This is a genomic window from Methyloceanibacter sp. (assembly GCF_050728395.1).
Taxonomy (GTDB): Bacteria; Pseudomonadota; Alphaproteobacteria; order Rhizobiales; family Methyloligellaceae; genus Methyloceanibacter.
Genome location: NZ_JBOHJB010000003.1, coordinates 1 through 24,008, shown reverse-complemented (window position 1 = coordinate 24,008; position 24,008 = coordinate 1). Strand labels below are relative to the sequence as shown.

24 protein-coding genes and 1 tRNA gene are annotated in these 24,008 nt (G+C 63.4%); 13 read left to right on the top strand and 12 right to left on the bottom strand.

Annotated features, from left to right (window positions below; translation table 11 throughout):
- The first annotated feature begins 14 nt into the window (after positions 1 to 14).
- Positions 15 to 506 carry a bactofilin family protein gene (locus ACREC7_RS01285; protein ID WP_431553876.1) on the top strand — a complete coding sequence of 164 codons (492 nt, stop codon included), beginning with the start codon at positions 15 to 17 and terminating at the stop codon, positions 504 to 506.
- Positions 507 to 529: 23 nt separating this feature from the next.
- Positions 530 to 979 carry a bactofilin family protein gene (locus tag ACREC7_RS01280; RefSeq protein ID WP_431553875.1) on the top strand — a complete coding sequence of 150 codons (450 nt, stop codon included), beginning with the start codon at positions 530 to 532 and terminating at the stop codon, positions 977 to 979.
- Between the two features lie 34 nt (positions 980 to 1,013).
- On the opposite strand, the gene ACREC7_RS01275 is transcribed toward ACREC7_RS01280, so the two are convergent.
- Positions 1,014 to 1,244 (bottom strand): hypothetical protein, encoded by a 231-nt coding sequence (locus tag ACREC7_RS01275; protein ID WP_431553874.1) that lies wholly within the window; start codon positions 1,242 to 1,244, stop codon positions 1,014 to 1,016.
- 193 nt (positions 1,245 to 1,437) lie between these two features.
- Here ACREC7_RS01275 and ACREC7_RS01270 point away from each other — a divergent pair, with 193 nt between their 5' ends.
- Entirely contained in the window at positions 1,438 to 1,677 is a 240-nt protein-coding gene (locus ACREC7_RS01270) for a hypothetical protein (RefSeq protein ID WP_431553873.1), read from the top strand.
- A 15-nt stretch (positions 1,678 to 1,692) separates the two neighbouring features.
- Here the strand turns inward: ACREC7_RS01270 and ACREC7_RS01265 are convergent, their stop codons facing one another.
- From ACREC7_RS01265 to ACREC7_RS01240, 6 genes are all read right to left on the bottom strand, one after another.
- Positions 1,693 to 1,992, bottom strand: coding sequence for a hypothetical protein (locus tag ACREC7_RS01265; RefSeq protein ID WP_431553872.1), 300 nt, complete (start codon positions 1,990 to 1,992; stop codon positions 1,693 to 1,695).
- Between the two features lie 124 nt (positions 1,993 to 2,116).
- Entirely contained in the window at positions 2,117 to 2,476 is a 360-nt protein-coding gene (locus ACREC7_RS01260; protein WP_431553871.1) for an ester cyclase, read from the bottom strand.
- Positions 2,477 to 2,525: 49 nt separating this feature from the next.
- Positions 2,526 to 3,314 carry a substrate-binding periplasmic protein gene (locus tag ACREC7_RS01255; RefSeq protein WP_431553870.1) on the bottom strand — a complete coding sequence of 263 codons (789 nt, stop codon included), beginning with the start codon at positions 3,312 to 3,314 and terminating at the stop codon, positions 2,526 to 2,528.
- A gap of 77 nt (positions 3,315 to 3,391) precedes the next feature.
- Positions 3,392 to 3,691: a hypothetical protein gene (locus tag ACREC7_RS01250; RefSeq protein WP_431553869.1), complete on the bottom strand. Its 300-nt coding sequence runs from the start codon at positions 3,689 to 3,691 to the stop codon at positions 3,392 to 3,394.
- 269 nt (positions 3,692 to 3,960) lie between these two features.
- Positions 3,961 to 4,131, bottom strand: a complete 171-nt coding sequence (locus tag ACREC7_RS01245; RefSeq protein WP_431553868.1) for a hypothetical protein — start codon at positions 4,129 to 4,131, stop codon at positions 3,961 to 3,963.
- 342 nt (positions 4,132 to 4,473) lie between these two features.
- Positions 4,474 to 4,605, bottom strand: a complete 132-nt coding sequence (locus ACREC7_RS01240) for a hypothetical protein (protein ID WP_431553867.1) — start codon at positions 4,603 to 4,605, stop codon at positions 4,474 to 4,476.
- A 1,111-nt stretch (positions 4,606 to 5,716) separates the two neighbouring features.
- Between ACREC7_RS01240 and ACREC7_RS01235 the strand changes: the two genes are divergently transcribed.
- Positions 5,717 to 6,463, top strand: a complete 747-nt coding sequence (locus tag ACREC7_RS01235; RefSeq protein WP_431553866.1) for an invasion associated locus B family protein — start codon at positions 5,717 to 5,719, stop codon at positions 6,461 to 6,463.
- A 56-nt stretch (positions 6,464 to 6,519) separates the two neighbouring features.
- Here the strand turns inward: ACREC7_RS01235 and ACREC7_RS01230 are convergent.
- A tRNA-Lys gene (locus tag ACREC7_RS01230) sits at positions 6,520 to 6,595 on the bottom strand.
- Positions 6,596 to 6,764: 169 nt separating this feature from the next.
- Between ACREC7_RS01230 and ACREC7_RS01225 the strand changes: the two genes are divergently transcribed.
- Together ACREC7_RS01225 and mctP are read left to right on the top strand one after the other, a co-directional pair.
- Positions 6,765 to 7,040, top strand: coding sequence for a DUF3311 domain-containing protein (locus ACREC7_RS01225; RefSeq protein ID WP_431553865.1), 276 nt, complete (start codon positions 6,765 to 6,767; stop codon positions 7,038 to 7,040).
- On the top strand, positions 7,037 to 8,551 hold the full coding sequence (gene mctP, locus ACREC7_RS01220) for a monocarboxylate uptake permease MctP (RefSeq protein ID WP_431553864.1): 1,515 nt from the start codon (positions 7,037 to 7,039) through the stop codon (positions 8,549 to 8,551). Before ACREC7_RS01225 ends, mctP begins: the two co-directional genes overlap by 4 nt.
- A 237-nt stretch (positions 8,552 to 8,788) precedes the next feature.
- Here mctP and ACREC7_RS01215 read toward each other — a convergent pair whose 3' ends face one another.
- Together ACREC7_RS01215 and ACREC7_RS01210 are read right to left on the bottom strand one after the other, a co-directional pair.
- On the bottom strand, positions 8,789 to 9,103 hold the full coding sequence (locus tag ACREC7_RS01215; protein ID WP_431553863.1) for a hypothetical protein: 315 nt from the start codon (positions 9,101 to 9,103) through the stop codon (positions 8,789 to 8,791).
- Positions 9,104 to 9,173: 70 nt separating this feature from the next.
- Positions 9,174 to 9,356: a TetR family transcriptional regulator gene (locus tag ACREC7_RS01210; protein ID WP_431553862.1), complete on the bottom strand. Its 183-nt coding sequence runs from the start codon at positions 9,354 to 9,356 to the stop codon at positions 9,174 to 9,176.
- A gap of 73 nt (positions 9,357 to 9,429) precedes the next feature.
- Between ACREC7_RS01210 and ACREC7_RS01205 the strand changes: the two genes are divergently transcribed.
- The 3 genes from ACREC7_RS01205 to ypfJ all read left to right on the top strand — a co-directional run bounded on the left by ACREC7_RS01205 (position 9,430) and on the right by ypfJ (position 15,062).
- Positions 9,430 to 10,587, top strand: coding sequence for an efflux RND transporter periplasmic adaptor subunit (locus ACREC7_RS01205; RefSeq protein WP_431553861.1), 1,158 nt, complete (start codon positions 9,430 to 9,432; stop codon positions 10,585 to 10,587).
- Positions 10,584 to 13,691: an efflux RND transporter permease subunit gene (locus ACREC7_RS01200; protein ID WP_431553860.1), complete on the top strand. Its 3,108-nt coding sequence runs from the start codon at positions 10,584 to 10,586 to the stop codon at positions 13,689 to 13,691. Before ACREC7_RS01205 ends, ACREC7_RS01200 begins: the two co-directional genes overlap by 4 nt.
- Before the next feature lie 384 nt (positions 13,692 to 14,075).
- A complete protein-coding gene (gene ypfJ / locus ACREC7_RS01195) occupies positions 14,076 to 15,062 on the top strand; it encodes a KPN_02809 family neutral zinc metallopeptidase (protein ID WP_431553859.1) in 987 nt (328 codons plus the stop codon).
- A gap of 48 nt (positions 15,063 to 15,110) precedes the next feature.
- On the opposite strand, the gene ACREC7_RS01190 is transcribed toward ypfJ, so the two are convergent.
- Positions 15,111 to 16,064, bottom strand: a complete 954-nt coding sequence (locus tag ACREC7_RS01190; RefSeq protein WP_431553858.1) for an SPOR domain-containing protein — start codon at positions 16,062 to 16,064, stop codon at positions 15,111 to 15,113.
- A gap of 263 nt (positions 16,065 to 16,327) precedes the next feature.
- Between ACREC7_RS01190 and glmU the strand changes: the two genes are divergently transcribed.
- From glmU to ACREC7_RS01170, 4 genes are all read left to right on the top strand, one after another.
- The gene (gene glmU / locus ACREC7_RS01185; protein WP_431553857.1) at positions 16,328 to 17,674 is read left to right on the top strand and encodes a bifunctional UDP-N-acetylglucosamine diphosphorylase/glucosamine-1-phosphate N-acetyltransferase GlmU; all 1,347 of its coding nucleotides are present in this window, start codon (positions 16,328 to 16,330) and stop codon (positions 17,672 to 17,674) included.
- A gap of 79 nt (positions 17,675 to 17,753) precedes the next feature.
- The gene (gene glmS, locus ACREC7_RS01180) at positions 17,754 to 19,574 is read left to right on the top strand and encodes a glutamine--fructose-6-phosphate transaminase (isomerizing) (protein WP_431553856.1); all 1,821 of its coding nucleotides are present in this window, start codon (positions 17,754 to 17,756) and stop codon (positions 19,572 to 19,574) included.
- 45 nt (positions 19,575 to 19,619) lie between these two features.
- Positions 19,620 to 20,768: an SPOR domain-containing protein gene (locus ACREC7_RS01175; protein WP_431553855.1), complete on the top strand. Its 1,149-nt coding sequence runs from the start codon at positions 19,620 to 19,622 to the stop codon at positions 20,766 to 20,768.
- 123 nt (positions 20,769 to 20,891) lie between these two features.
- Positions 20,892 to 21,674, top strand: a complete 783-nt coding sequence (locus tag ACREC7_RS01170; protein WP_431553854.1) for a DUF502 domain-containing protein — start codon at positions 20,892 to 20,894, stop codon at positions 21,672 to 21,674.
- 139 nt (positions 21,675 to 21,813) lie between these two features.
- Here ACREC7_RS01170 and recG read toward each other — a convergent pair whose 3' ends face one another.
- On the bottom strand, positions 21,814 to 23,940 hold the full coding sequence (gene recG / locus ACREC7_RS01165; protein WP_431553853.1) for an ATP-dependent DNA helicase RecG: 2,127 nt from the start codon (positions 23,938 to 23,940) through the stop codon (positions 21,814 to 21,816).
- Between the last annotated feature and the right edge of the window lie 68 nt (positions 23,941 to 24,008).

Here is a 24,008-nt window from a genome sequence, read left to right as displayed (position 1 = left end):
AGTGGGGGGATAAAATGCCGGACAATTCTCGACACTCGGTCGACAGCAAGACTTCGCGAAAAATCGGCGACTCGACGATTGGCGAGGACTTGCGGATCACGGGCAACGTCTCGTCGAAAGGCGAAATCCATCTCGATGGCGAGGTCCATGGCGACGTCGCTTGCGTCGCCCTGGTTCTCGGCGAAAGTGCTACGCTCGAAGGCAATGTGACGGCCGAGGATGTGGTGATCCGCGGCCGTCTCGTCGGCTCGGTGAGAGCATTGCGCGTGACGCTGCAATCCATGTCCCATGTCGATGGCGACATCTATCATCAAAGTCTCGCGCTCGAGCAGGGTGCCTATTTCGAGGGCAGGTCACACCGCTCCGATGATCCCATGGACCTCGCTAGCGCCGCGTCCGCCAACGGCGCGGCCAAGGCGCCCGAGGCCGCCGAGCCCGCCGGCCATCGCAAGGATAGGCCTGCCCATAAATTCACCCGCTCGCTTCCAGAGTCACGCAGCGCCTAGTTCATGTCTTGCAGGAGGTAAGGATGTTTGGGTCAAAGAACCGCGGAACCGTTATTGCCAAAGGACTTAAGATCGTGGGGACCGTCACCGCCGAGGGCCTAGTTGAGGTCAACGGCCAGGTCGACGGCGAATTGCATTGCACCTCGCTCATTATTTCGCGCGGGGCGCAGGTCTCCGGAACCATCGCCGCCGGCCGCGTGGTCGTTGACGGAAGGGTCGAGGGCCCCATTCAAGGGGGCGACGTCATCCTGAAATCGCAAGCCCATGTCATTGGCGATATTCATCACCAGTCGCTCTCCATCGAGAGCGGCGCCTTCTTCGACGGCCGCTCGGTGCACGCCCGCGCCAACGGCCAGGCGGCAGAGCGGATCGACAAAAAATCCGTTCGGCAAATTGCCGGCAGAGGGGAAGGCGCCACGGAAGCAATGGACGACGGCCTGCCTCAGCCGCGACGAAAACTGGCTGAGCTTTAAGTCCTAACCACAGGCCGCAACGAAGCGGCGATGGTCATTGCCGCTTGGCGCTGCGCACCGGCGTTCGCTTCCTGGGCTTCGCCTTCGCGGCCTTTTCCGGCTTGGGGATCGGCACGCACCAAGACTGCGAAGCCGCGTCGGCATACTGCGCCTTCACCGCAGTCCTCGAAGCGTCGCAGTCGGCTTCGGTCTTGTAATCGAACTGCACGATCGGCTGCTGACCGGCGATCAAGAACACCAGGCACCATCCCCAGATCGTCACCATGGTCGAGACCCCGGCGGTGGGCCGGACCGCAAGACGCGAGCAAGAAAGCGGCTGGGAATGATCGCCATACCAGCATGAACCCGTGGATCATGGGGAGGATTGGCTCAGGCCGTCCATAATGGCCTTGGCAAGTTTATTAAAACTTAATCTTCTCGGTTCCGAATCGGTCGCAGGTCCAAGACGGGTGGGAACCATGGAGAATCTCAACGGGCTATTGTCCGCAGCGTTTCTGATCCTGATGGCGGCGGCGGCGGCGGTCACCGGATCGATGGTCGTGCTCGGCCTGTTCGATCGCCTGTTCGGCAAAAAGAAAAGCCCGGCGCCGGGCCCGGAAAGCCCTCGCGATGCGCACGCCGACGAAGACGACGACAAGCTTGCAAACCTGCACGCCGAGCAGATGAGGAAATTCAGTCCGAGCCGGGGCGCGTCGTAGCACCCAAGCGGGGAGCTAACCTTGGCCCGCTCGCCTCAGCTTGGCGAACAAAAACGCCTTGCCGATCTGATAGTAGATGTCGGTCTTCTCGTTGCGCACGGCATCGAGAATGCTCGGGAGCATCGCCGACGGCAGATGCATGGTGATGATCCCGTCGGTCTCGGTATCGAGCTCGTACGGCATGGCCGGGTCCTTGAAACGGACAAAGGCGAGGCTGTTGCCGTCGGTATCGGCGAGCGTGATCTGGGCACGGTTGTTCTGGTAGCCTTGCTCGCCGCTATAGAACAGGATGCTGTATTTCGACACCTTGGCCATGAGCGTGTCCTCTGTCACACGGGAGCTCGGCCGCCTCTCGGCGAGAGGGCATTTCGGCGATGCTCAAGAACTGCCTCGGCGCTCCGGCATTGGTGGTCGTGCTGCCGGAAGCAGGCTATCCAGCTCACGCGCGAAACGGATTGGTATCGGCCCACTGCTCCACGATCTGACCGTCGGCAATGCGAGCGATGCCAATCCCCGTCCAGGACTGAGGGTGCCCCGAGGCTCCACTCTTGATCGTCACGCGGGTTGCCACTTTGTCGCCTTCGCCAAGCATGTCCTCGATCGTGAAGCGGACTCCCGGGTTAGCGGCACGGAATTCGGCGATGAATTGTTTGAAGGCCTCGCGACCCCGGGTCGGCTCGGCCGCCTGGTGATTGATGAGGTTGGGCGCCAGCAACTCGTCAGCGACCTCCAACCGGCCCTCGTTCCACACTTCCTCGATGAAGCGCCGCGCAACTGTCTTGTTCTGTTCGACCGACATGGCTCACTCCCTCTTCCGCGCCGGGCGCCAGTCTATCACTTGCGATCTGTCACTTATTTGACTGTTGGGCGGCGTCCCAAGCGCTCGTCGCGTCCTGCAACATGGTGTCGAAAGTGCCGTTGGTGGTCATCTCGGTGATGCCCTGGCTGAAACCGGGAGCCAAAGAGCGGCAGGGCGACTTCTTGGAGAAGGCGACGAACATCTCGGCCTCGAGGATTGCCGGGCTCAGCGCTTCGACCTGGTCCTTGACCCCCTCTTTGGCCGCTTCGGCGAGACCGGAATAATAGCCGGCGATCACATAGTCAGCGTTGCCGGCCAAGAGCTCCTTGAAGGCGGCGTCGATGCCGTCGGCGCGCGCGACCGTCAGCTTGTCCTTGATGAAGGCATCGAAATCGTTGCCGTAGCTCTCGCCCTGGTTGGTGACGCCCTTCTTGCCGATCAGGTCGTTCTCATCTTTGTAGGTAAACGCCTTGCCCTTGGCGACGAACACGACCACCTCGTCGAACATGAAGGCAGGCTTGACGTAATCGAGGTAGGTGGCCCGCTCGTCGTTGTAGTAGATGCCGAAAATCATGTCGGCCTTGCCGTCGCGCGCCGCCGCCTGGGCCTCTTCCCAAGTCCCCATATATTTCGATTCAAGCGGTACCTTGAGGTTCTTGGCGATGGCTTCGACCAGCATCGGCGCGGCACCGGCGATGTTGTCGCCGTCCTTGTAGGCGATTGCCGGATATTGCGGGTGGCCCGTCGCGGTGATCTTGGTGCAAGCATCCTCGGCGAAGGCGGCATTGCCGGTGAGCGCGAGGACAGCAAACAGGCTGAGACTGAGAATTCGTTTCATGAGCACGGGTTCCTTGTTCCTGGTCGCATAGAGCGCGGATCGGTGAACGGCGCTGTGCGCCGCGGCTTGACCAAGCGTCAGAGCCCTTTCGCTTTTGCCTTCAGTTTGTCCACCTCGGCTTGCGAGATCTTTCCGGCTTGGACCAGAGCTTGCACGCAGGCCGGGGACAAGCCAGGGCCCGCCTTGCGCATGCACAGGTTCAGCGCATTCGATTGCAGCCCGTAGTCGCCGCAGAATTTCTTGTAGTCGTTGACACAGTAAGTCTGCATGCCTTTGGTGATGGTCCCCGCCTGTGCGAAGGCCGCCGACGGCGCCAAGCCTACGCAACAGAACATCAAGACCAGGGCGGCAGGCAATCTTGCGCGAGATCTCGTCATTCAGGGACCCCCTTGGTGATTTGCAGAAGGGGTTCTACCACGCTTCCGGCCCTTCGCCACCCCCGCAAAGGTCGAAGGCTCGACGGCGGAAAGTGGTGATGGTTAAGGCGCCCGACGAGCCTCACGCGCCAGCAATGGAGCAGGCGCCGTCAGGGTACAATGAGGCGGAATTGGTGAGCCCGATAGGATCCGAACCCCAAGCACTGGCGCAACACTAAAGTGATGCGCGTGCGAGACCGGAAAGCCGGCGCTTCCTTCACCTGCCAAACCTACCTCTTGGCGTGCGGGCGATGAGGAGGAGGTGCCGAAGGTGCCGGACAGTAAAGCGCGTCAAAACCGCCTGGCTCGGCGATGCAGCGGCCATGGTGCATGACCTGCGGATTGTAAATACCGGTGGCCGACAAAAATGGCACGGCCATGATCATCAAGATCGTCCCCATTCGACCCTCCCTTTTTGGCGTGGCACGCCCCAGTGACAGTGACCACTCCCAGCGCTGCCGCGCCGGGGCCCTGGGTAAACGAGTCGCGACCATCATATGACTACCTCGCCTTCGTTACTGTGATCCGGCCGCAACTGTCCCCAACAAATGGGTTGTTCGCTCGAGCTTGGCAGGCGGCGAACACCACGCGAGCTGGGGTGGATTGTGTAACAGAAGTCTGACCCTAGCTGGGGTGAGGGGCCCAGGCTCCGCAAGTCAGGGAAGGTTGGCAGACGCCGCCAAACCAGCGGAGCGGCCCCGCTCATTCAACCGGTTAGGGGATTGGGCGTTCCTGTCGAGCGCCTACAAGAACACCGCATAGCCCAGCCACAGAATGAAGCCAAAGATGGCGGAGGCGGCGATACTCAAAAAGGTCCAAATCGCGGCGTCGTACCGGCGGCGGAGCTCTTCGCGGGACCCGTAATCATTTTTCATGCGCGACCACCGTCGATTCTACCTGCAATTCGCGGGCCGGCTTACAACAAGAGGCCCGCATGACTGCCTGGACGCACTAGGAGTACTGATAGCCACCAATCTCAGCGGCGCGACTTTGTGGAGACGACCGCTCGAAAGCTTCCAAGGAAATTGGGCCAACGGAAGAGTTGGCGCCGCCGTCACATTAGCAGGAGGCAATCCGCTTTGCTGTGGCCCGGACGTCACCCGAAGACAAAAACGCGGAAGAGCGCCGGCCGAAGCCGACGCCTTGCACAATCCACTCGAGCTCGGGCGCCTTGCTGACGGCTGCCTGAATAGCCTTGGCTCGAAATTCATCTATGCTGGCGAGGTAGCGCCACAGCAAGATCGGGTATAATGCCGAAGGTGAAACGCGGCTCCTGATTTGGAGTTAGAGACTATGGCAGAGCAAGAACAGTGTGAGTGCCAATCTGGAGCGCACGGCCATCGGCCGGGCAAGTGCCCGCTTCCAGCTGTTGAGGACGGGTTGTGCAAAGAGTGCAATGAGGAAAGGCGGGCAGCGGAAGCAAATCCTTATGGGCAGACAAGACCGCGCCGTCCCTGACCGATCCTGTCCGTCGTACCACAAAGGGGCGCCGGCCGAAGCCACTACGTTCCGTGCTAACCTAAGCGCATGGATCGTTGCCACAACTGCGACCAGGATTCGATCGAGATCGATAATCGAGGCCAGCGCCTTATGGGGTGCCTGACGTGCAACGAGGACGGCTCCAGTTCTAGCGGAGAAAGAGCATGAGGGTAACACTGGCCCTACTGATCCTGATGAGCGTAGCGCTCGGCGGGTGCCTTCAGACACCGCAAGGAGAAGCGTCAGAGACGACCCTATCGCCGAGCCAGTGCGTTGGCAGTGCGACGGCGGACGTCAAGAGCCCCGGTTGCAGCCGTTAGCCGAAGCCTCGGACTATCCAAGCGCTCATCGGCGACGGAATGGCTGTGGCTCACGCGCAACTTTGCTAGGGAAAGCGAGGCCGCCCCGAATATCGGGTAGCAATAAAGGGGCGCCGGCCGAGGCCGAAGCCCCGGTGGGGATCGAAGCGGCTTAGGGTATGGCCGCCTGAAATGTGGAGAGGTCGATATGAGTAGATGGATTGGATGGAACCGATTGGGTTGGTCGGTCTTGCTCGCGGTCTTTGCGCTGGGATTTGGAATTACTCTGGCGACTGCCCAACAGGTACCAGAGACACCCCTAAATTTGCCAACAGAGGTACGGAGCGGTGCCGAAAGCAGCTGGGTCAAGATTTGCAAGAAGGATGAGGAGACTGGCGACAAGCAGGCTTGCCTGGTCAGGTACGAAGGTGTCGATTCCAAGACAGGGTCGATTGTCATAACCGCCACCGTGCGCAACATCGAAGGCCAGGATAAGCAAAAGCTACTCGTCAACATGCCGACCTCCTATTCGCTGATGATGCCATTTGGCGTGCAGATTAAGATCGATGAGGATGAGCCCAGACAGTTGCTATACGCGGTCTGTTTTCCTAGGAACTGTCAGGCTGAGATGGACCTGTCCAAAGAAATGTTGGATCAAATGCGGAAGGGTAAGCGCATGTTCGTTGCTGCCATGAACGCGCAGCAAAAAACCATAGCCTTCCCGCTTTCGCTCCAGGGCTTCGCCAAGACCTCGGATGGAGCCCCGGTGGACAACACCGCATATCAAGCAGCCAGAAGGCAGATGATTCAGGCGGCCGAGCAGCACCAAATCGACCTTGCTGAAAAGGCCCTAGAAGCGAAACTGACAGGCCAGCCCCCGGCCGACGAAACTATGGTGCGGCCAGCAGCGCCCGATGCCACCGTCGTGCCGAAACAAGAACCGGCGCCGCAATAAGCGAGACGCACAAGACTCGCGCTTGGCGTTTGAGGCTATGAGCCCTTTGATTTGATTGGTGAGCCCGATGGGATTCGAACCCATGACCCCTTGATTAAAAGTCAAGTGCTCTACCGGCTGAGCTACGGGCTCTCCCCGTGGCCGACCATATGGGTGCGTCGCCGTAAAGGTCAACTTAAAGCACGGCCAAAGCCAGCGTCTTGGCGGCGCGTGGGCACGCGCAAATTACGCCATCGCGAAAGCGATGCGCTTTCAGTAAGCTCCCGCCGTCCTTGGGGACCGGGCACGGGGAAACTGCGCTATGGCAAGCAAAACGGTGGAGGGTGGGCTGAAGCGCTATTGGCCGCGCCTTCTCCTCCTCATCCCGTTTTTCGCGGTGCTGTGGGTCCCGTTCTATAACCGGCTTGAGCCTGCGCTTGGCGGCGTGCCCTTCTTCTACTGGTATCAGCTCGCCTGGATCCTGATCGGCGCCTTGCTTGTGCTCGGGGTCTATCTGATCGAGACCCGCATCACCCATGCGCTCGAGCGCACCCGAATCCGCTTGGAGCGGACGGATGCCCCGGGGGATATCCTTTGAGTTGGCATCTCCCGGCCACGATCGTCTTCGTCGCGCTGTTCCTGTTCGTCACCTGGCTTGGTTTTGTCGCGGCGCGCTGGCGCAAAGCCGACCTCAACCTGCTGCATGAATGGGGCCTTGGCGGACGCCGGTTCGGCACCATGGTCACCTGGTTCCTGCTCGGCGGCGACCTCTACACCGCCTACACCTTCATCGCGGTGCCGGCGCTCGTCTTCGGCAAGGGGGCGATGGGCTTTTTCGCGGTGCCCTACACCATCCTGATCTATCCCATTCTCTATCTGGTGTTTCCCCGGCTATGGGCGATCGCGCATGCGCGCGGGCACGTCACCGCCGCCGATTTCGTCCGCGATCATTTCGGCAGCCGCATGCTGGCACTTGCCGTGGCGCTGACCGGCATCGTCGCCACCATGCCCTATATTGCGCTACAGCTCGTGGGCATGGAAGTGGTGATCGGCGCGCTCGGTTTTCCTGCGGGCGGTCTGCTAGGCCATCTGCCGCTCATCATCGCTTTCACCATTCTCGCCGCCTTCACCTATACCAGCGGCCTCAGGGCTCCGGCGCTCATCGCCATCGTCAAGGACATGCTCATCTTCATCACGGTGTTCGCCGCGATTGTCGTCATTCCGGCTAAGCTCGGCGGCTACGGGGCGATCTTTGCCGCCGTGCCTCAGGAGAAGCTCATCCTCGCCCCGCCGGAAGGTGCCAACCTCGGCTCCTACAGCGCCTATGCCACGCTCGCGCTCGGCTCGGCCCTGGCGCTGTTCCTCTATCCTCACTCCATGACCGGAATCTTGAGCGCGTCCGACGGCAACGTCGTCCGGCGCAACGCGGCACTCCTCGCGGCCTATTCGTTCATTCTGGGGCTGATTGCGCTGCTCGGTTACATGGCCATCGCTGCCGGCGTGGACAAGGATCCCGCCTATGCCGCGGGCTTCACTCAATATGGGGCCAACTTTGCCGTGCCGGCGCTGTTCCTCGCTTCCTTTCCGTCCTGGTTCGTCGGCGTCGCCTTTGCCAGCATCGCCATCGGCGCGCTGGTGCCTGCGGCGATCATGTCCATCGCCTGCGCCAACCTCTTCACCCGGAATCTGTACAAGGAGTTCCTCCGCCCCGATTGCACCGAGGCGCAAGAAGCCAACATGGCCAAGATCGTCTCGCTGGTGGTGAAGATCGGGGCGGTGGTGTTCATCCTGGCCATTCCGCAGGCTTACGCCATCCAGCTCCAGCTTCTCGGCGGCATTTGGATCATCCAGCTTCTTCCCGCCATCCTACTTGGCCTGTACACGCGCTTTTGCAACGCACCGGCCCTCCTGATCGGCTGGGCGGCGGGGCTTGCTGTCGGCACCTACATGGCGGGAACGCAGGGCTTTGCCAGCTCGGTCTACCCCCTATCGGCCTTCGGCGTGACCGTTCCCGGCTATGCCGCGCTCTATTCGGTGCTCGTGAACTTCGCCCTCGCCATCGGGCTCACGCCGGTCTTCAATCGCGGCGTGCAACCAACTGACCGATAAGCCGTTGATACGAGCGCGGGAGCGCCTTCGCTTGTGCATATGCGCCGGAAATTGGCGCATTTCCGGGGACCAACCCTCGACCCAGGGTGGATAACTCGTTAGGCTCTGCCTCGTCTCGACCAACGACCCTCGAGAGGGAGAACAACTATATGGCAAACGACAACCAGGCCGGCGGTAGGACGTTCCTCGCTATCGTCTTGGGAGGCATCGTCCTTGCTCTCGTGATTGCTGCCTATTTCATGTATGGGCACAAAGCCGAGGCCCCCGCACCCGCGCCCGAGCCACCGAAGGCTGAAGCCCCGGCTCCGGCCCCCGCACCAGAGCCGACGCCTCCTCCGGCACCAGCACCTGAGCCGGCACCAGCGCCAGAAGCCGCGCCGCCAGCACCGGCGCCAGAGGCTGCTCCACCGGCACCTGAGGCACCTGCACCTGAGGCACCTGCACCCGAGACGCCAGCGCCAGCGCCGGCCCCGGAGCAGGCACCTCCAACCAATCCTTAAACAAGGCTACCTCTGGGCGATCCTCGAACAGGATCGCCCAGACGGTCCGCATCAGCACCCGCGATCGCGTGAGGATTGGGAGAAGCCCTCCACCAAACCTGGTCTGGCGGAGGTAGCAATGTTTAGTAACGCTCTGCAATAATCGCCGCGCTTAGGGTCTCTTTGCTGCCGAATTGGTGATAGATTATTCGCCTCGAAGCACAGGCTTCGCGAGCAGGCGCGCTCCTGGTTGCACGCGTGTAACCTTGATCAAGCAAGGCTGTGGGCGGCAGCCCGTCATTTGACCTCTGACGGGACTTTACCATGGGCTTCGCGCGTCCCGCCTTAGGCGGCGCCCGCACCGGACCGTGCGAAAGGCTGGCGAGGGGAGCGCCCCTGATGCAAAAGGCAAGCGGCAGAAAAGGCTATTCGCTCGGCCGTCGCCTCGCGCTGATCTTCGTGCTGCTCGCCTTCATGGTGCTTCTCCCCGTGTTCTGGCGCCCGGCCGAGCAGATCATGAAGAGCGAGATGGCAGGCGTGACAGAGCTTGCCACGCAAGCCATCAAGCCGGTCGCCGCCAAGCCGGACAAGGCGCCCCCGAAATCGGTGGCGGTCGAAGCTGCGGCGGTCGCCAAAGGACCGCTCACCGAACGGGTCACGGCGGTGGGCAGCCTTCGCTCCGATGAATCGGTGGTGATCAGCTCGGAGATCGCCGGGCGTATCATCGACATTCATTTCAAGGAGGGCACGCCGGTGGAGCGCGGTGCGCCGCTCATCACCCTCGACGATTCCGTCGACCAGGCCGAACTGCATCAGGCTGAAGCGAAGCGCCTACTCGCCGAGCAAAGCAATCAGCGCGTGTCCGAGCTGTTCTCGCGCAAGATCGCAAGCGGGAGCTCCAAGGACGAAGCCGAGAGCAATCTCGCCGTCGCCAACGCCGCCATGGAGCTCGCCAAGGCCCATATCGCGAAGACCAAGATCGTGGCGCCGTTCGCCGGCATCGTCGGCCTACGCCAGGTGAGCGTCGGCGAATATATCACCCCGGGGCAGGCTTTGGTCGGCCTCGATGCCATCGACCCGATCAAGGTCGACTTCAAGATAGCGGAAAAATATCTGCCTACGGTTCACACCGGGCAGTCGATCGAGATCAAGGTGGACGCCTATCCGAACGAGACCTTCAAGGGCGAGGTGTATGCCATCGATCCACGCGTGGACATCGAAGGCCGCTCCATCTTCATTCGCGCCCGCGTGCCCAACGACGATCAGAAGCTCCGGCCTGGCCAGTTCGCCCGCGTCACGCTGATCCACGAAGTGAAGCCCGACGCGCTGACCGTGCCCGAGGCCGCCATCGTGCCCAAGGGCGAAGATCAATTCGTGTTCAAGGTGGTCGACGGCAAGGCGCAACTCTCCAGGGTCTCGATCGGCACGCGGCGCGAAGGCCGCGTCGAGCTGGTCGAAGGCGTGGCCGCCGGCGAGCTCGTGATCACGGCGGGCCAGCTCAAGATCCGCGACGGCGCGGCGGTGACCGTGGTTCCGGCGCAGGAGCCCAAGGCGTGAAGCTTTCCGAAGTCTCGATCCGTCGCCCGGTGTTCGCCACGGTCATGAGCCTCGTGGTGACGCTCGTCGGCCTCGTCGGCTATAGCCGCTTGAGCGTGCGCGAATACCCCAATATCGACCCGCCTGTGGTGACCGTTACCACCGACTATCCCGGTGCGAGCGCCGCCATCGTCGAAACTCAGGTCACCAAGGTGCTCGAGGACTCGCTTTCAGGCATCGAGGGCATCGACTACCTCACCTCGATCAGCCGCCAGGAAGAGAGCCAGATCACCATTCGCTTCAAGCTCGAGCGCGATCCCGATGACGCCGCCGCCGACGTGCGCGACCGCACCTCGCGGGTGAGGGGACATCTCCCCGACGAGATCGACGAGCCGGTAATCCAGAAGATCGAGGCCGACGCTCAGCCGATCCTTTACATCGCCTTCTCCAGCGACCGCCACTCGGCGCTGGAGATCACCGATTACGCCGACCGCTACGTCAAGGATCAGCTGCAGACCTTAAGCGGCGTGGCCGCGGTGACCCTGTTCGGCGAGCGCGAATATTCGATGCGCATCTGGCTCGATCCTGAGCGGCTGGCCGCCTACAACCTCACCCCGCAGGACGTGGAGAACGCGCTTCGCAAGCAGAACGTCGATGTGCCTGCCGGCCGCATCGAGAGCGTGCAGCGCGAATTCACCGTGCTCTCCGAGACCGACCTCAAGACGCCCCGGCAATTCGACGATCTCGTCCTCAAGGATGTGAAAGGCTACCTCGTTCGCCTGTCCGACGTCGGCCATGCCGAGCTTGGTCCGCTGGACGAGCGCCGCATCGTCCGCTTCAACGGCAAGCCTGCCATCGCGCTCGGCGTGGTGAAGCAGGCGACCGCCAATCCGCTCGACGTCTCCAACGAGGTTGCGGCGGCGATGCCCGGAATTCTGGCATCCTTGCCCGACGGCATGATCGCCAAGGTCGCCCACGACAAATCCATCTTCATCCGCGAGTCGGTGAAGAACGTCTACGAGACCATCGGCGAAGCTATCGCGCTCGTGGTGCTGATCATATTTCTTTTCCTGCGCTCCTTCCGCGCCACCCTCATCCCGCTCGTCACCATTCCGGTCTCTCTCATCGGCGCCTTTGCGCTGATGTATCTGCTCAATTTTTCCATCAACACGCTCACGCTGCTCGCGCTCGTGCTGGCCATCGGGCTCGTCGTCGACGACGCCATCGTCATGATGGAGAACATCTACCGCCATGTCGAAGACGGCGAGGAGCCGGTCGAAGCGGCGTTGATCGGCAGCAAGGAAATCGGGTTTGCCGTGCTTGCCATGACGCTGACGCTCGCGGCGGTCTACGCCCCGATAGGCTTCATGACCGGCAATACCGGCAGGTTGTTCACCGAGTTCGCCTGGACGCTCGCCGGCGCTGTGATCGTGTCAGGCTTCGTGGCGCTCACTTTGTCGCCCATGATGTGCTCGAAGCTGCTTCATCGCAGTGAAAATCACGGCTGGCTCTATCGCTTCATCGAGAGCGGTTTGCGCGGGCTCACCTCAGGCTACCGCGCCCTGCTGCGCGGGGCTCTGAGGGTCAGGCCGTTGGTCCTGCTGATTGGCCTTTCCGTCGCCGGCTCGAGCTATTTCCTGTTTTCGGCGCTCAAGTCCGAGCTGGCGCCGACCGAGGACCAAGGCCTTCTGGTCGGCATCATCCAGGCGCCCGAAGGCTCCACCATCGAGTACACCGACACCTACGCCAAGAAGCTCGAGGAGATCTTCGCCAAGGTCCCGGAAACCGAGCGCTATTTCGTCGTCTCCGGCAGGCCCACCGTGTCGCAGGGAACCACCTTCCTCAAGCTCAAGCCGTGGGGCGAGCGCAACCGCACCCAGCAGCAAATCGCCTCCGACTTGGCACCGCAGATGATGGCGATCCCGGGGGTCGTCGCCTTCCCGAGCAGCCCGCCGCCGCTTGGGCAGGGCATACGCGACAAGCCCATCCAAATGGTGATCGAGACCTCGCGGCCTTATGCCGAATTGCAGGTCATGGTCGACAAGATGCTGGACAAGGCCGCGGACAATCCGGGCCTGGTCAACGTCGATACCGATCTCAAGCTCAACTCGCCGCAGCTCGAAGTGGACATCGACCGCGACAAAGCTGCCGCGGTCGGCGTCGAGGTCGAGACCTTGGGGCGCACGCTCGAGACCCTGCTCGGCGGACGCCAAGTCACCCGCTTCAAGCGCGAGGGTGAGCAATACGACGTGATCGTGAAGGTCGCCGACATCGACCGCCGCAATCCGGAGGATCTGCGCCGAATCTACGTGCGCGGGCGCGGCGACACCATGATCCCGCTGTCGAATCTGATGACCGTAAAGGAGTCGGTGGCGCCAAAGGAGCTTAACCACTTCAACCAGCTCCGCTCGGCCATGATCACCTCTCATCTCGCCCCCGGATACACCTTGAGCGAAGGCCTCGACTATCTGGAGAAGGCGGCCGAGGAGGTGCTCCCGCCCACAGCGCGCATCGACTACGCCGGTCAGTCGCGCGAGTTCAAGCAGACGAGCTCGAGCATCTATTTCACCTTCCTGCTCGCGCTCGCCTTCATCTATCTCGTGCTCGCCGCGCAATTCGAGAGCTTCAAGGATCCCTTCATCATCATGCTCACCGTGCCGCTCTCGATCACCGGCGCGCTGCTTGCGCTGTGGTGGAGCGGGGGAACGCTCAACATCTACAGCCAGGTGGGTCTCGTCACTTTGATCGGGCTGATCACCAAGCATGGCATCTTGATCGTGGAGTTCGCCAACCAGCTTCGCGCGCAAGGCCACCCGGTCAAGGAGGCGGTGATCGAGTCGGCTACACTCAGGATGCGCCCGATCCTGATGACCACCGGCGCTATGGTGCTCGGCGCCGTGCCGCTCGCGCTCGCCACCGGCGCCGGCGCCGAGAGCCGCCAGGACATCGGCTGGGTGATCGTCGGCGGACTTCTGGTCGGCACGCTGTTCACCCTGTTCGTGATCCCGGTGGTCTATACCTATCTTGCCAGCCGCGACGTGAAGCACGCGACGCTCGCCGAAGAGGAAGCGCTTGCCGCGGCGATCGCCGTGCCCAAGCCGAAGCGCCTGCAAGCTGCGGAATAGATCAGGACGAGCCGGGGACGGCATCGCGCGCAACGGCAATCGGCCAATCCCTCAACCCTGGCCGGTGCCCAAAAAAGAAGAGCCCCGGCGCGGGGATTGCCGAGGCTCGTACGCATTACACAGAACGCACTACCACCCAGACGAAATACTACCGGGTGGGCAATAGAATGCCTTGGGCCTATGGCACTTTTGCGACGATTCCTTGTCAATCTCGCTTTTAACAACAATGATTTGGCAGTTTCGCCTCACCCCCCATGGTTGATCGCCAGAGGCCGTTTCGCGCGGCCTTAGAGGCTCCCCTTGCGCTTGTACGCCAGGCCGTGCCATGCAGAATGGACGGGTACTTCCGGCATGTCCGCCAAGAAGTGTCGAGGTGGCCTGAAGATGCGGTGGCGTGGCGAAAGAGAGAGCGAAAATGTCGAGGATCGCCGCGATGAAGGCGGCGGCGGCTTCGGTTCACCGTTCCCCGGAGGAGGCGGCCTGCGCTTCCCAAGCGGCGGCGGTGCCAGGGGCGGCGGCATCGGCATTGTCGGGCTCCTGATTCTGCTCGGCCTGATGTTCTTCTTCGGCGTCGACCCCCGCGTCATCATGCAGGGCGGCGGACCTGGCGGCGATGAGGCGAACTTCCCCGATATCAGGCTGCCGCAATCGCGCCCCGACACCACCGGTTTTCCGGTTCCCAGGCAGCCCCAGGGTCCTGATCTCCAGCGCCCGCGAAGTGCAAGCGAAGACGACCTCAGGAAGTTCGTCTCGGTGGTGCTGGCCGAAACCGAGGACGTGTGGAGCAACCTGCTTCCTCAGTACGGACAGAGGTACAGCGATCCGAAGCTCGTGCTGTTCTCAGGCGGCGTCCGCTCGGCCTGCGGCGTCGGCATGGCGCAGATGGGCCCGTTCTATTGCCCCCAGGATGAGAGGGTCTATATCGACCTCTCCTTCTACAAGGAGCTGAAAGACCGCTTCAACGCACCGGGCGACGCCGCCCAGGCTTACGTGATTGCGCATGAGGTCGGCCATCACGTGCAGAAGCTGCTCGGCATCATGGATCAGGTCGAGTCGGCACGGCAGCGGGTGAGCGAGCGGCAAGGAAACGCCATTCAAGTCCGCGTCGAATTGCAGGCCGACTGCTTCGCCGGCGTCTGGGCCAACAAGGCGCAAGAAGCCAAGAACATCTTCGAGCCTGGCGATATCGAGAGCGCGCTCAACGCGGCGAGCGCCATTGGCGACGATCGCATTCAGAAGCAGACGCAAGGCTACGTCGTTCCGGATTCTTTCACCCACGGTTCTTCAGCCCAGCGCGTGCGCTGGTTCAAGCGCGGTTACCAGACCGGCGATCTGCGCCAATGCGACACCTTCAACGCCGACGACCTCTAGGACCGGATTTCGTCGGCGCGGCACCACAGCAATCGGTTGGAAAAGGACTTAGAAGGCGTCGCCGGCGAAGACGGTCGCCTCGCAAGGCATGTCGGCCTTCTTGAACAGCCCGCAGGCCTGCATCGCCTCGGCGGCGCTTGAGAATGGGCCGGCGATCAGCCGCCACTTCTTGTCCGGCGCCATGACGCGACGCGCTTGAAGGCCGGCAACGAGCGCTGCGTGGTTGGTCAGCAAGCTCTTCCACATCGGCCTGACGTCATCCTGCTTGCCGACGCTGCCGATCTCGATGCCGAAGCGGGTGGTGCCTGGCGGAATTGACGGCGCGGTCGACGGCGGCGTGAGATTTGCAGTTTCCGTCGATTCAGACGGCGGCTCGTCGGCGGTGACCGGGCTCGGCGTGCTTTTGTGGTCCTGATCGTCCGCGGAAGGCTTCGGCCCGGGACCAACCTCATCCGGCGCTTCCGCCACGCTCTCAGTCGGCTTTGGCTGGCTCGCCGGCTTGGATTCGACAGGGGGAGGCGATGGTGGCGCCACGGCGACCGAAGGCCTGGGCGGCTCCGGCGGCCTCTCCGCCGCTCTCATCCCATCGGGCGCAGGCGGCGAGGTGGTGACGGCGGTGGAGCTTGGCAGCGCCGCCACCGGGCCCAGCACCTTTTCCAGCGGCTTCAGCCGGTTGCTGAGCTCAATGACTTGGCCTGACAGGTTTTGCACCACCGTCTTAAGCTCGCCGATCTCCCTGTCCTTGGCGTCACTCGCTTGGATCAAGGCTTCAGCCTGGTCCGCCGACAGCGACGAAGGCGAGGCAGGTGGGGCCGGGGGTTCAGGTGAGGTCGCGGACGGAGGCGCGGGATTGGCTGCGGCGGAGTCGGCCGTTTGCGACCGAGGCTCGGTGACGATGCGGAAGAGGTAGGCCGCGGAGAAAACGGCAAGCAGTATCCAGAAGGCGGCGAACAGCCCGGGCACCCAGTTGCGTCCTCCGCTCCGGCGATCCTTGACGGCCATGGGTCTTGAGGCCTCCCTATACCCGTGACTCTACGCCGAAAAGCGCCGGCAATGTGGCTCTGCTGCGTGCCCGGCCGGCCGGGAGCGAGAAGATTACTCGCTTCGCCTTCCTGGTCAATTTCCGCGTAATCTTGTCGTGCTATCTCGGCTTATGGCTCTCGCACTCTCTTTCCATTAGACAGGTCGCGGAAGGCGGCCTGGCGCCCGCGATTTGACCCCAGCGAAAGGGGACTCGGGCGGGCCAGATCGGTGATCGAAGAGGCATGACGCAGAATTCGGTTCTCGCCATCGTCCTTGCCGCCGGCAAGGGCACCAGGATGAAGTCCGACATCCCCAAGGTGATGCACGCGCTTGCCGGGGCACCGCTGCTCGTCCACGTGCTGGCTGCCGCCAAGTCCGCCTCTGTCGAAGAGATCTGCGTGGTCGTGGGACCCGGTATGGACGAGGTTGCGAGCGCCGCCCGCGGCCTCGATCCCGCCCTCCCGGTCTTCGTGCAGCCGGAACAGCGTGGCACCGCCGACGCGGTCAAGGCGGCGCAAGACGCCTTCGCCGGTATCGCCGGTCCGGTGATCATTCTCTACGGGGACACCCCGCTGCTGCGCGGAGAGACGATAGGCCGGCTTCGTGCCGCGCTTGCCGAGGGTGCCGATCTCGTGGTGATCGGGTTCGAGGCGCAGGAGCCTACCGGTTACGGCCGGCTGCTGCTGGACGAGAGCGGGACTCTGATTGGCATCCGCGAGGAGAAGGACGCGAGCGCAGAAGAGCGCGCGATCACTCTGTGCAATTCGGGGATCATGGGATTTAGCAGCGGCAAGACGCTCACCGATCTTCTTGCCCGCATCGGCAACGCCAACGCCAAGGGCGAGTTCTATCTTACCGACGCGGTGGCGCTGGCACGCGCCGGCGGGCTCGACACGCGCATGCTGCGTGGGCAGGCCGACGAGGTTCTCGGCGTCAACTCCCGCGCCGAGTTGGCCCAAGCCGAAGCCGCCATGCAAGGCCGCCTGCGCGACAAGGTCATGGCCGAAGGAGCGACGCTCGTCGCGCCAGAGACGGTGTTTCTCAGCCATGACACCAGGATCGGCAGGGACGTGATCGTCGAGCCGAACGTGTTTTTCGGCCCCGGCGTGGTCATCGAGGACGGCGCTATCATTCATAGCTTCTGCCACTTCGTCGAGGCGCATATCGGACCATGCGCGGAAGTCGGTCCCTATGCGAGGCTGAGACCGGGCGCCGATCTCGGCCCTGACACCAAGGTCGGCAATTTCGTCGAGATCAAAAAGTCGCAGCTCGCCGAAGGTGCCAAGGTGAACCATCTCACCTATATCGGCGATACCAGCATCGGCGCGCGCGCCAATGTCGGCGCGGGCACCATCACCTGCAACTACGACGGCATCGCCAAGCATCGCACCGAGATCGGCGCCGGTGCCTTTATCGGCTCCAACAGCTCGCTGGTGGCGCCGGTCAAGATCGGGGAGGGCGCCTATGTCGGCTCGGGCAGCGTCATCTCCAAGGACGTGCCCCCGGATGCTCTTGCGCTCACCCGCTCCCCGCAGGAGGAGCGCCCAGGCTGGGCGGCCCGGTTTCGCAAGCGGCAGACGAGGAAATAAAGGGTTACAGCATATGAATTGCCGCCGCTTTTGCCTCTTAGGTAGGTAAGCGTGAGACTAAGGAATCGGAGTTAGGCTGATGTGCGGCATTGTTGGCGTCCTCGGCAAAGGGCCGGTCGCTGGCCAGCTCGTCGATGCGCTGAAGCGGCTTGAATATCGCGGCTACGACTCAGCCGGCGTGGCCACCGTGGAGAACGGCACGCTCGGCCGCCGCCGTGCCGAAGGCAAGCTGCGCAATCTCGAGGCGCGGCTGAAATCGTCCCCACTGCTCGGCGAGACCGGCATCGGTCACACCCGTTGGGCGACCCACGGCAAGCCGACGGAGGCAAATGCCCATCCCCATATGACCGACGATGTGTCGGTCGTGCATAACGGCATTATCGAGAATTATCGCGAGCTGAAGGAGGAGCTGGCCGCCGCAGGCGCCGCCTTCAGCAGCGACACCGATACCGAGGTGATCGCCCACCTCATCACCCGCGAGCTCCGGGCCGGCAACGATCCGGTGCGCGCGGTCTATCACGCGCTACAGCGGCTCGAAGGCGCCTTTGCCCTCGCCATGATCTTCCGCGGCTACAACGATTTGATGATCGTGGCCCGCCAGGGGAGCCCCCTCGCCATCGGCTATGGCAAGGGCGAGATGTTCGTCGGCTCCGATGCGCTGGCGCTTGCCCCCTTCACCGACGAGGTCTGCTATCTCGAGGACGGCGACTGGGCGGTGCTGACCCGCGAAGGGGTGGCCATCCGCGACCGGAGCGGCAACGCGGTGCAGCGTCCCATCGCCCGCTCGCTGGCCACGGCGCTCTTGGTCGACAAGGGCAACCACCGCCATTTCATGGCCAAGGAGATCCACGAGCAGCCTGAGGTGGTGGGTCATACGCTTGCCAGCACCGTCGATTTGTCCCTGGCCCGAGTCGAGGCGCCAAAGCTCCCCTTCGACTTTGCCAAGCTCAACCGGCTCGCCATCTCGGCCTGCGGCACGGCGTTCTATGCCGGGCTCGTCGCCAAATATTGGTTCGAGCGCTGGGCTCATCTCCCCGTCGACGTCGATATCGCCTCCGAGATGCGCTACCGCCAGGGCGGCTTGGAGCCTGGCGGCGCCGCTCTGTTCATCTCGCAGTCCGGCGAGACGGCCGACACGCTCGCCACCCTCCGCCACTGCCGCGAGCTTGGCCAGAGCGTGCTCTCCATCGTCAACGTGCGCGAATCCTCCATCGCGCGGGAATCGGATGCGATCATTCCGACGCTTGCAGGCCCCGAGATCGGCGTCGCCTCGACCAAGGCCTTCACCTGCCAGCTCACCGCGCTTGCCTGCCTCGCCATCGTTGCCGGCAAGGCGAGGGGGGTCATCGATGAGGCGCTCGAGGCCGAGCTCGTGCAGGCGCTCGCCGAAGTTCCCCGCCACATGGCGACCGTGCTCAGAGACGAGAAGCCCTACGAGACGCTCGCCCTTCGCCTCCAGCGCGCCCGCGACGTGCTTTATCTCGGACGCGGCCAGAGTTACCCGATCGCGCTCGAGGGCGCGCTCAAGCTGAAAGAAATCTCCTATATCCACGCGGAGGGCTATGCCGCCGGCGAGCTGAAGCACGGGCCGATCGCGCTGATCGACGAGAACATGCCGGTCATCGTCATCGCGCCGCGCGACGAGCTGTTCGAGAAGACCGTGTCGAACATGCAGGAAGTCGCGGCGCGCGGCGGCCAGATCGTGCTGGTCAGCGATGCCGATGCGGCAAGCGTCGGCTGCGCCATCCACACCCATTTGGCCGTGCCGCCGCTGCACCGCTTCGTGACGCCGCTGGTCTACGCCGTGCCGGTTCAGCTTATCGCCTACCACACGGCGGTGTTCATGGGCACCGACGTCGATCAGCCGAGAAACCTGGCAAAATCCGTGACGGTGGAATAGGCTATGGGCCTCGGATTTGCCTGATTTCTTTGTTTGAGCAAGGAAATGGCGGTTCATCGGAAACGCCCCCTCCTGCGCGACCCGAACTCAGGCAAGCGCCCCCGTCGGCGTCTCATCCTGTTGAGCGCGCTGATTGCCGTTGGGGGCCTTGGTTTCCTGACGCAGGCGCAGGCCCAAGAGGGGTCTTTGAGCGGCGGCGCCGCCACCTTCGCCGCCGGCAAATACGATTCTACCGTGCGGCTGATGACTGGAGTGCTGCAGGGCGACAAGGTGGCTCCCGCCGACGCCGCCAAGGCGCTCTATTTCCGCGGCCTCGCCTATCAGAAGCTCGGTCAGCACACCCGCGCCATCGCCGATCTCGGCGCCGCCATGTGGCTCGGGCTGTCGTCCTCCGAGCGCACCGTGGCGCTGGTCAACCGAAGCCTCGCCTACCAGGCCGCGGGCCTCAAGACGCAAGCCGATGCGGAACTTGCCTCCGCGCGGAAGAGCGGCAGCAGCGGCGAGGTCGAGAAGCTGATCGCGAGCAAAGGCGGCGCCGGCAGCGACGCCGGTTCCATCTCCCCCTTCGCCACGGAGGTGCGTAGGGAGAGCGGGCGGACGAGCACGGTCGCCTCGGCCTCGCAGGACGCTCCGCTGCCACCAGCGCCGGCCGCGCGCAACACTCAGGCGGCAAATCCGAGCTCCTGGACCACCACCCAAGGAGAAGCGCCTGCTGCACCACCTCAGAGCGGCAATCGTCTGTCCCGCTGGTGGGGATCGGTCAGAGGCCCTTCGGGCGAATCCGCACCCGAGCCGGCGCTGGCGCCAGCCCCTCAGAGCCCTCCAAAGGCAACCGCCGCCGCAGTGCCGTCGGCCTGGACTACGCAAACTCAAGCCGAGGCGGGTGCGGGGCCCGGAACCCGCGTGGCGACGGCAAGCCCCGCCGCGCCGGTGCCTTCAGGCGGTGGTGGAAACTATCTGCTGCAACTGAGCCCGACCCGCTCTGAAGCCGAAGCGAGCGCGTTGTGGAAAACCGTCGTTAAGCAGAACCAGCAACTCGCGAGCCTCCAGCCGCGCGTCGAGAAGACCGACATGGGCAATCTCGGCACGTTCTATCGCCTCCAGATCGGACCCTTCCCGGACAAGGCGGAAAGCCTTAAGCTGTGCAACGCCCTGAAGCGAAGCGGAGTCGATTGCTTTCTCGTCAACCCCTAGACCCTGAGTAGCGCGTCACGCGTCGATCCCGCGCACAGCAAAGCGCGGGCGAATGTCGTAGGGGTAGCATCCAGCCAGCGTATAATGTTATCCGGCGTCCAGCATCGACTCGCCCGAACACGCATGAACACGTCCACAGATCCAAAGCCGGCACCAAGAACAAAACCGTCCGAACACGGGGAGCCGCTCCGGCAACTTGTCGCCGGCGAGGAGCCTGGCTCGTCGCATCTTGGGGCGCGTTTGCGCGGTTATTTCCTGACCGGCCTCATCGTGGTCGGTCCGGTCGCCATCACTGTCTACGTGGTCTGGTGGTTCATCAATCTCGTCGACGCTTGGGTAAAACCGATCGTCCCGCCGCAATATTTGCCCGAGCATTATCTCCCGTTCAGCGTGCCGGGCGTAGGGCTGATCCTCGGCATCACCGGCGTGATGGTGGTCGGCGCGCTCACCGCCAATCTGTTCGGCCGCACGCTGGTCAGCTACAGCGAGATGATGCTCGCCCGCATGCCGATCGTGCGCAGCGTCTACCGCACCTTGAAGCAGATCTTCGAGACGGTGCTGTCCAAGAATGGCGGATCGTTCAAGCGCGTCGGACTGATCGAGTTTCCGCGGCGAGGACTGTATGCCATCGTGTTTCTTGCCGGCGAGCCGCCGCTCGAGGTCGACGAGAAGATCGGCGACGGCAATCCGATGATCACCGTGTTCATGCCGAACGGCCCGAACCCGACCACCGGCTTCATCATCTTCGTTCAGGCAAGCGAGGTGATTCCGCTCGACCTGTCAGTGGAAGACGCGGCCAAGCTCGTGGTGTCGGCGGGTCTGGTCGCGCCTGACCAGCAGGAGCGTTTGCGCGAGCTCGCCAAGCGCAAGCCGAAGCCCGTGCATGAGGAAGAGCCGGTGGTTTGATTGCCTCGCGCTTCTCGTTCGTCATGCCCGGACTTGATCCGGGCATCCATGCCGTTCCGCCTCAGCGAGTTTGTGCGTCAGTGGAATGGACCGCCGGGTCAAGCCCGGCGATGACGCGGAAATATGAGTCCCGGCGCATTCACCCGGCGCGCATCAGTTTGATCGCATCGTCGCGCTCGAACAGGTAGAGCAGCAGCTTCAACACTTCCGCGCGCGGGCCGGTGAGGTCGGAGTCGCGGGTCAGCACCAGCCGCGCCTCGTCGCGCGCCGCCTGCAGCAGCGCTTCGTCTTCAGGCAGCCGCGCCACGCGAAATTCCGGCAACCCGCTCTGCCGCGTACCGAGCACCTCGCCGCCGCCGCGCAAGCGCAAATCCTCCTCGGCGATGACGAAGCCGTCCTCGGTGCTCTTCATCACGTTGAGCCGCGTCTGCGCCGCCTCCGACAGAGGCTTGCGATAGAGGAGAATGCAGGAGGACTGCGCCGCGCCGCGGCCGACGCGGCCCCGCAACTGGTGCAATTGCGCAAGACCGAAGCGCTCGGCGTGCTCGATCACCAGGATGCTGGCATTCGGCACGTCGACGCCGACCTCGATCACCGTGGTCGAGACCAGAATGGAAAGTTCGCCTGCGGCGAACGCCGCCATGACGCGGTCCTTCTCCTTGCCGGAGAGTCGCCCATGCACCAGGCCGACTTTGTCACCGAAGCGCTTCTTGAGATCGGCGTAGCGTTCCTCGGCGGCGGCAATGTCCAGGACCTCGGACTCCGCGACCAGCGGACAGACCCAATAGATCTGCGCGCCATTGGCGATGGGCCGTTCGAGTTGATCGACCAACTCTGCGAGCCGCTCGTCCGGCATGACGCTGGTCTGGACTGGCTTCCGCCCCGGGGGCTTCTGGTCGAGGCGCGATACGTCCATGTCGCCATAGCTCGTGAGCAGCAGCGTGCGCGGGATTGGCGTCGCCGTCATCACCAGGAGTTCGGCGCCGCGCCCGGTGCCCTTCGCTTGCAGCGCGAGCCTCTGATGCACGCCAAAACGGTGCTGCTCGTCGATCACCACAAAAGCGAGATCGCGGAACGCGACAGGCTCCTGGAACAGCGCATGGGTGCCGATCAGGATGTCGATACGTCCCTCGGCAAGCGCTGCAAGAATCTCCTTGCGCTCCGCGCCCTTCTCGCGGCCGGAGAGGAGGGCGATGCGAAGGCCGGCCGACTGAGCGAAGCTGCCGATCGTCTTGAGGTGCTGGCGGGCGAGCAGCTCTGTCGGCGCCATGAAGGCTGCTTGCGCTCCGGCCTCGACCGCGGTCGCCATGGCGAGCAGCGCCACCACGGTCTTGCCGCTGCCGACATCGCCCTGCAGGAGCCGCAACATGCGGTGGGGATCGGCGAGATCGGCGTCGATTTCCGCAAGCGCCCGGGCTTGCGCGCCCGTGAGCTTGAAGGGAAGCCTCGTCAGGATGGCCCGGCGCAGCTTTCCCGGAGCGGCTAGCCGCCGCCCGGCGCTGCGGCGCAGACGCTGCCTGATCACGGCGAGCGCGAGCTGATTGGCGAAAAGCTCGTCATAGGCAAGCCGCGTCCGCGCCGGCGCCGAGAGTTCGAGATCGGATGCGCTCTGAGGTTCATGCATGCGGCGGAGCGCATCGGCGAAGTCCGGCCAGGTATTCCGCTCGCGCCAAGCTGCATCGATCCATTCGGGGAGGACCGGCAGGCGCTCAAACGCCTGGGCGACGATCTTGCGCAAGGTCGTGTTGGTGAGGCCGGCCGTGAGCGGATACACCGGCTCGAGCAGCGGCAGCTTTGCTGCGCCGTTCCCGGCATCCACCGCGACCACGTGATCCGGATGCGGCATCTGCAGCCAGCCGTCATAGGATTCGAGCCTGCCTGAGATCAGCCTCCGGCTTCCTTCCGGCAACAACCGCTTGAGATAGGCCGGATCGGCATTGAAATAGACGAGCTCGAGCGCACCCGAAGCATCCTCCACCAGCACGCGGTACGGAGTGCCAAAGCCTCGTCGGCGACCGCCTCCTCGATGCTCGGTCACGGTCACTTCCAGCGTCGCGAGCTCACCGATGCGGGCGTCGGCGATCCTCGGCGTCAGCGTCCGGTCGATCACGCCTTGCGGCAGATGCCAGAGGACATCGATGACGCGGGCATGGGCGGATTGGTTACGCGGCGCGACAAGCTTGTTCAGCAGCCCCTCGATGCGCGGTCCGACGCCCTTAAGGCTGCGCGCCGGAGCAAAGAGTGGGGCTAACAGGGAAGGGCGCATTGGCTACCAACTATTCGATGTGGGACTACCAAACAAATCCCCTCCCCCCTTGAGGGGGAGGGTTAGGG

Coding starts and splice junctions, on each gene's coding strand:
- ACREC7_RS01225 (WP_431553865.1), top strand. CDS start 6,765: ATGGCAAGCAAAACGGTGGAGGGTGGGCTGAAGCGCTATTGGCCGCGC.
- ACREC7_RS01175 (WP_431553855.1), top strand. CDS start 19,620: ATGGCGGTTCATCGGAAACGCCCCCTCCTGCGCGACCCGAACTCAGGC.
- ACREC7_RS01255 (WP_431553870.1), bottom strand. CDS start 3,314: ATGAAACGAATTCTCAGTCTCAGCCTGTTTGCTGTCCTCGCGCTCACC.
- ACREC7_RS01280 (WP_431553875.1), top strand. CDS start 530: ATGTTTGGGTCAAAGAACCGCGGAACCGTTATTGCCAAAGGACTTAAG.
- ACREC7_RS01265 (WP_431553872.1), bottom strand. CDS start 1,992: ATGGCCAAGGTGTCGAAATACAGCATCCTGTTCTATAGCGGCGAGCAA.
- ACREC7_RS01285 (WP_431553876.1), top strand. CDS start 15: ATGCCGGACAATTCTCGACACTCGGTCGACAGCAAGACTTCGCGAAAA.
- ACREC7_RS01250 (WP_431553869.1), bottom strand. CDS start 3,691: ATGACGAGATCTCGCGCAAGATTGCCTGCCGCCCTGGTCTTGATGTTC.
- ACREC7_RS01190 (WP_431553858.1), bottom strand. CDS start 16,064: ATGGCCGTCAAGGATCGCCGGAGCGGAGGACGCAACTGGGTGCCCGGG.
- ACREC7_RS01235 (WP_431553866.1), top strand. CDS start 5,717: ATGAGTAGATGGATTGGATGGAACCGATTGGGTTGGTCGGTCTTGCTC.
- ACREC7_RS01215 (WP_431553863.1), bottom strand. CDS start 9,103: ATGCGGACCGTCTGGGCGATCCTGTTCGAGGATCGCCCAGAGGTAGCC.
- ACREC7_RS01210 (WP_431553862.1), bottom strand. CDS start 9,356: ATGGTAAAGTCCCGTCAGAGGTCAAATGACGGGCTGCCGCCCACAGCC.
- recG (WP_431553853.1), bottom strand. CDS start 23,940: ATGCGCCCTTCCCTGTTAGCCCCACTCTTTGCTCCGGCGCGCAGCCTT.
- ACREC7_RS01240 (WP_431553867.1), bottom strand. CDS start 4,605: ATGAAAAATGATTACGGGTCCCGCGAAGAGCTCCGCCGCCGGTACGAC.
- ACREC7_RS01260 (WP_431553871.1), bottom strand. CDS start 2,476: ATGTCGGTCGAACAGAACAAGACAGTTGCGCGGCGCTTCATCGAGGAA.
- glmS (WP_431553856.1), top strand. CDS start 17,754: ATGTGCGGCATTGTTGGCGTCCTCGGCAAAGGGCCGGTCGCTGGCCAG.
- ACREC7_RS01205 (WP_431553861.1), top strand. CDS start 9,430: ATGCAAAAGGCAAGCGGCAGAAAAGGCTATTCGCTCGGCCGTCGCCTC.
- glmU (WP_431553857.1), top strand. CDS start 16,328: ATGACGCAGAATTCGGTTCTCGCCATCGTCCTTGCCGCCGGCAAGGGC.
- ACREC7_RS01245 (WP_431553868.1), bottom strand. CDS start 4,131: ATGGGGACGATCTTGATGATCATGGCCGTGCCATTTTTGTCGGCCACC.
- ACREC7_RS01270 (WP_431553873.1), top strand. CDS start 1,438: ATGGAGAATCTCAACGGGCTATTGTCCGCAGCGTTTCTGATCCTGATG.
- ypfJ (WP_431553859.1), top strand. CDS start 14,076: ATGCGGTGGCGTGGCGAAAGAGAGAGCGAAAATGTCGAGGATCGCCGC.
- ACREC7_RS01170 (WP_431553854.1), top strand. CDS start 20,892: ATGAACACGTCCACAGATCCAAAGCCGGCACCAAGAACAAAACCGTCC.
- ACREC7_RS01275 (WP_431553874.1), bottom strand. CDS start 1,244: ATGGTGACGATCTGGGGATGGTGCCTGGTGTTCTTGATCGCCGGTCAG.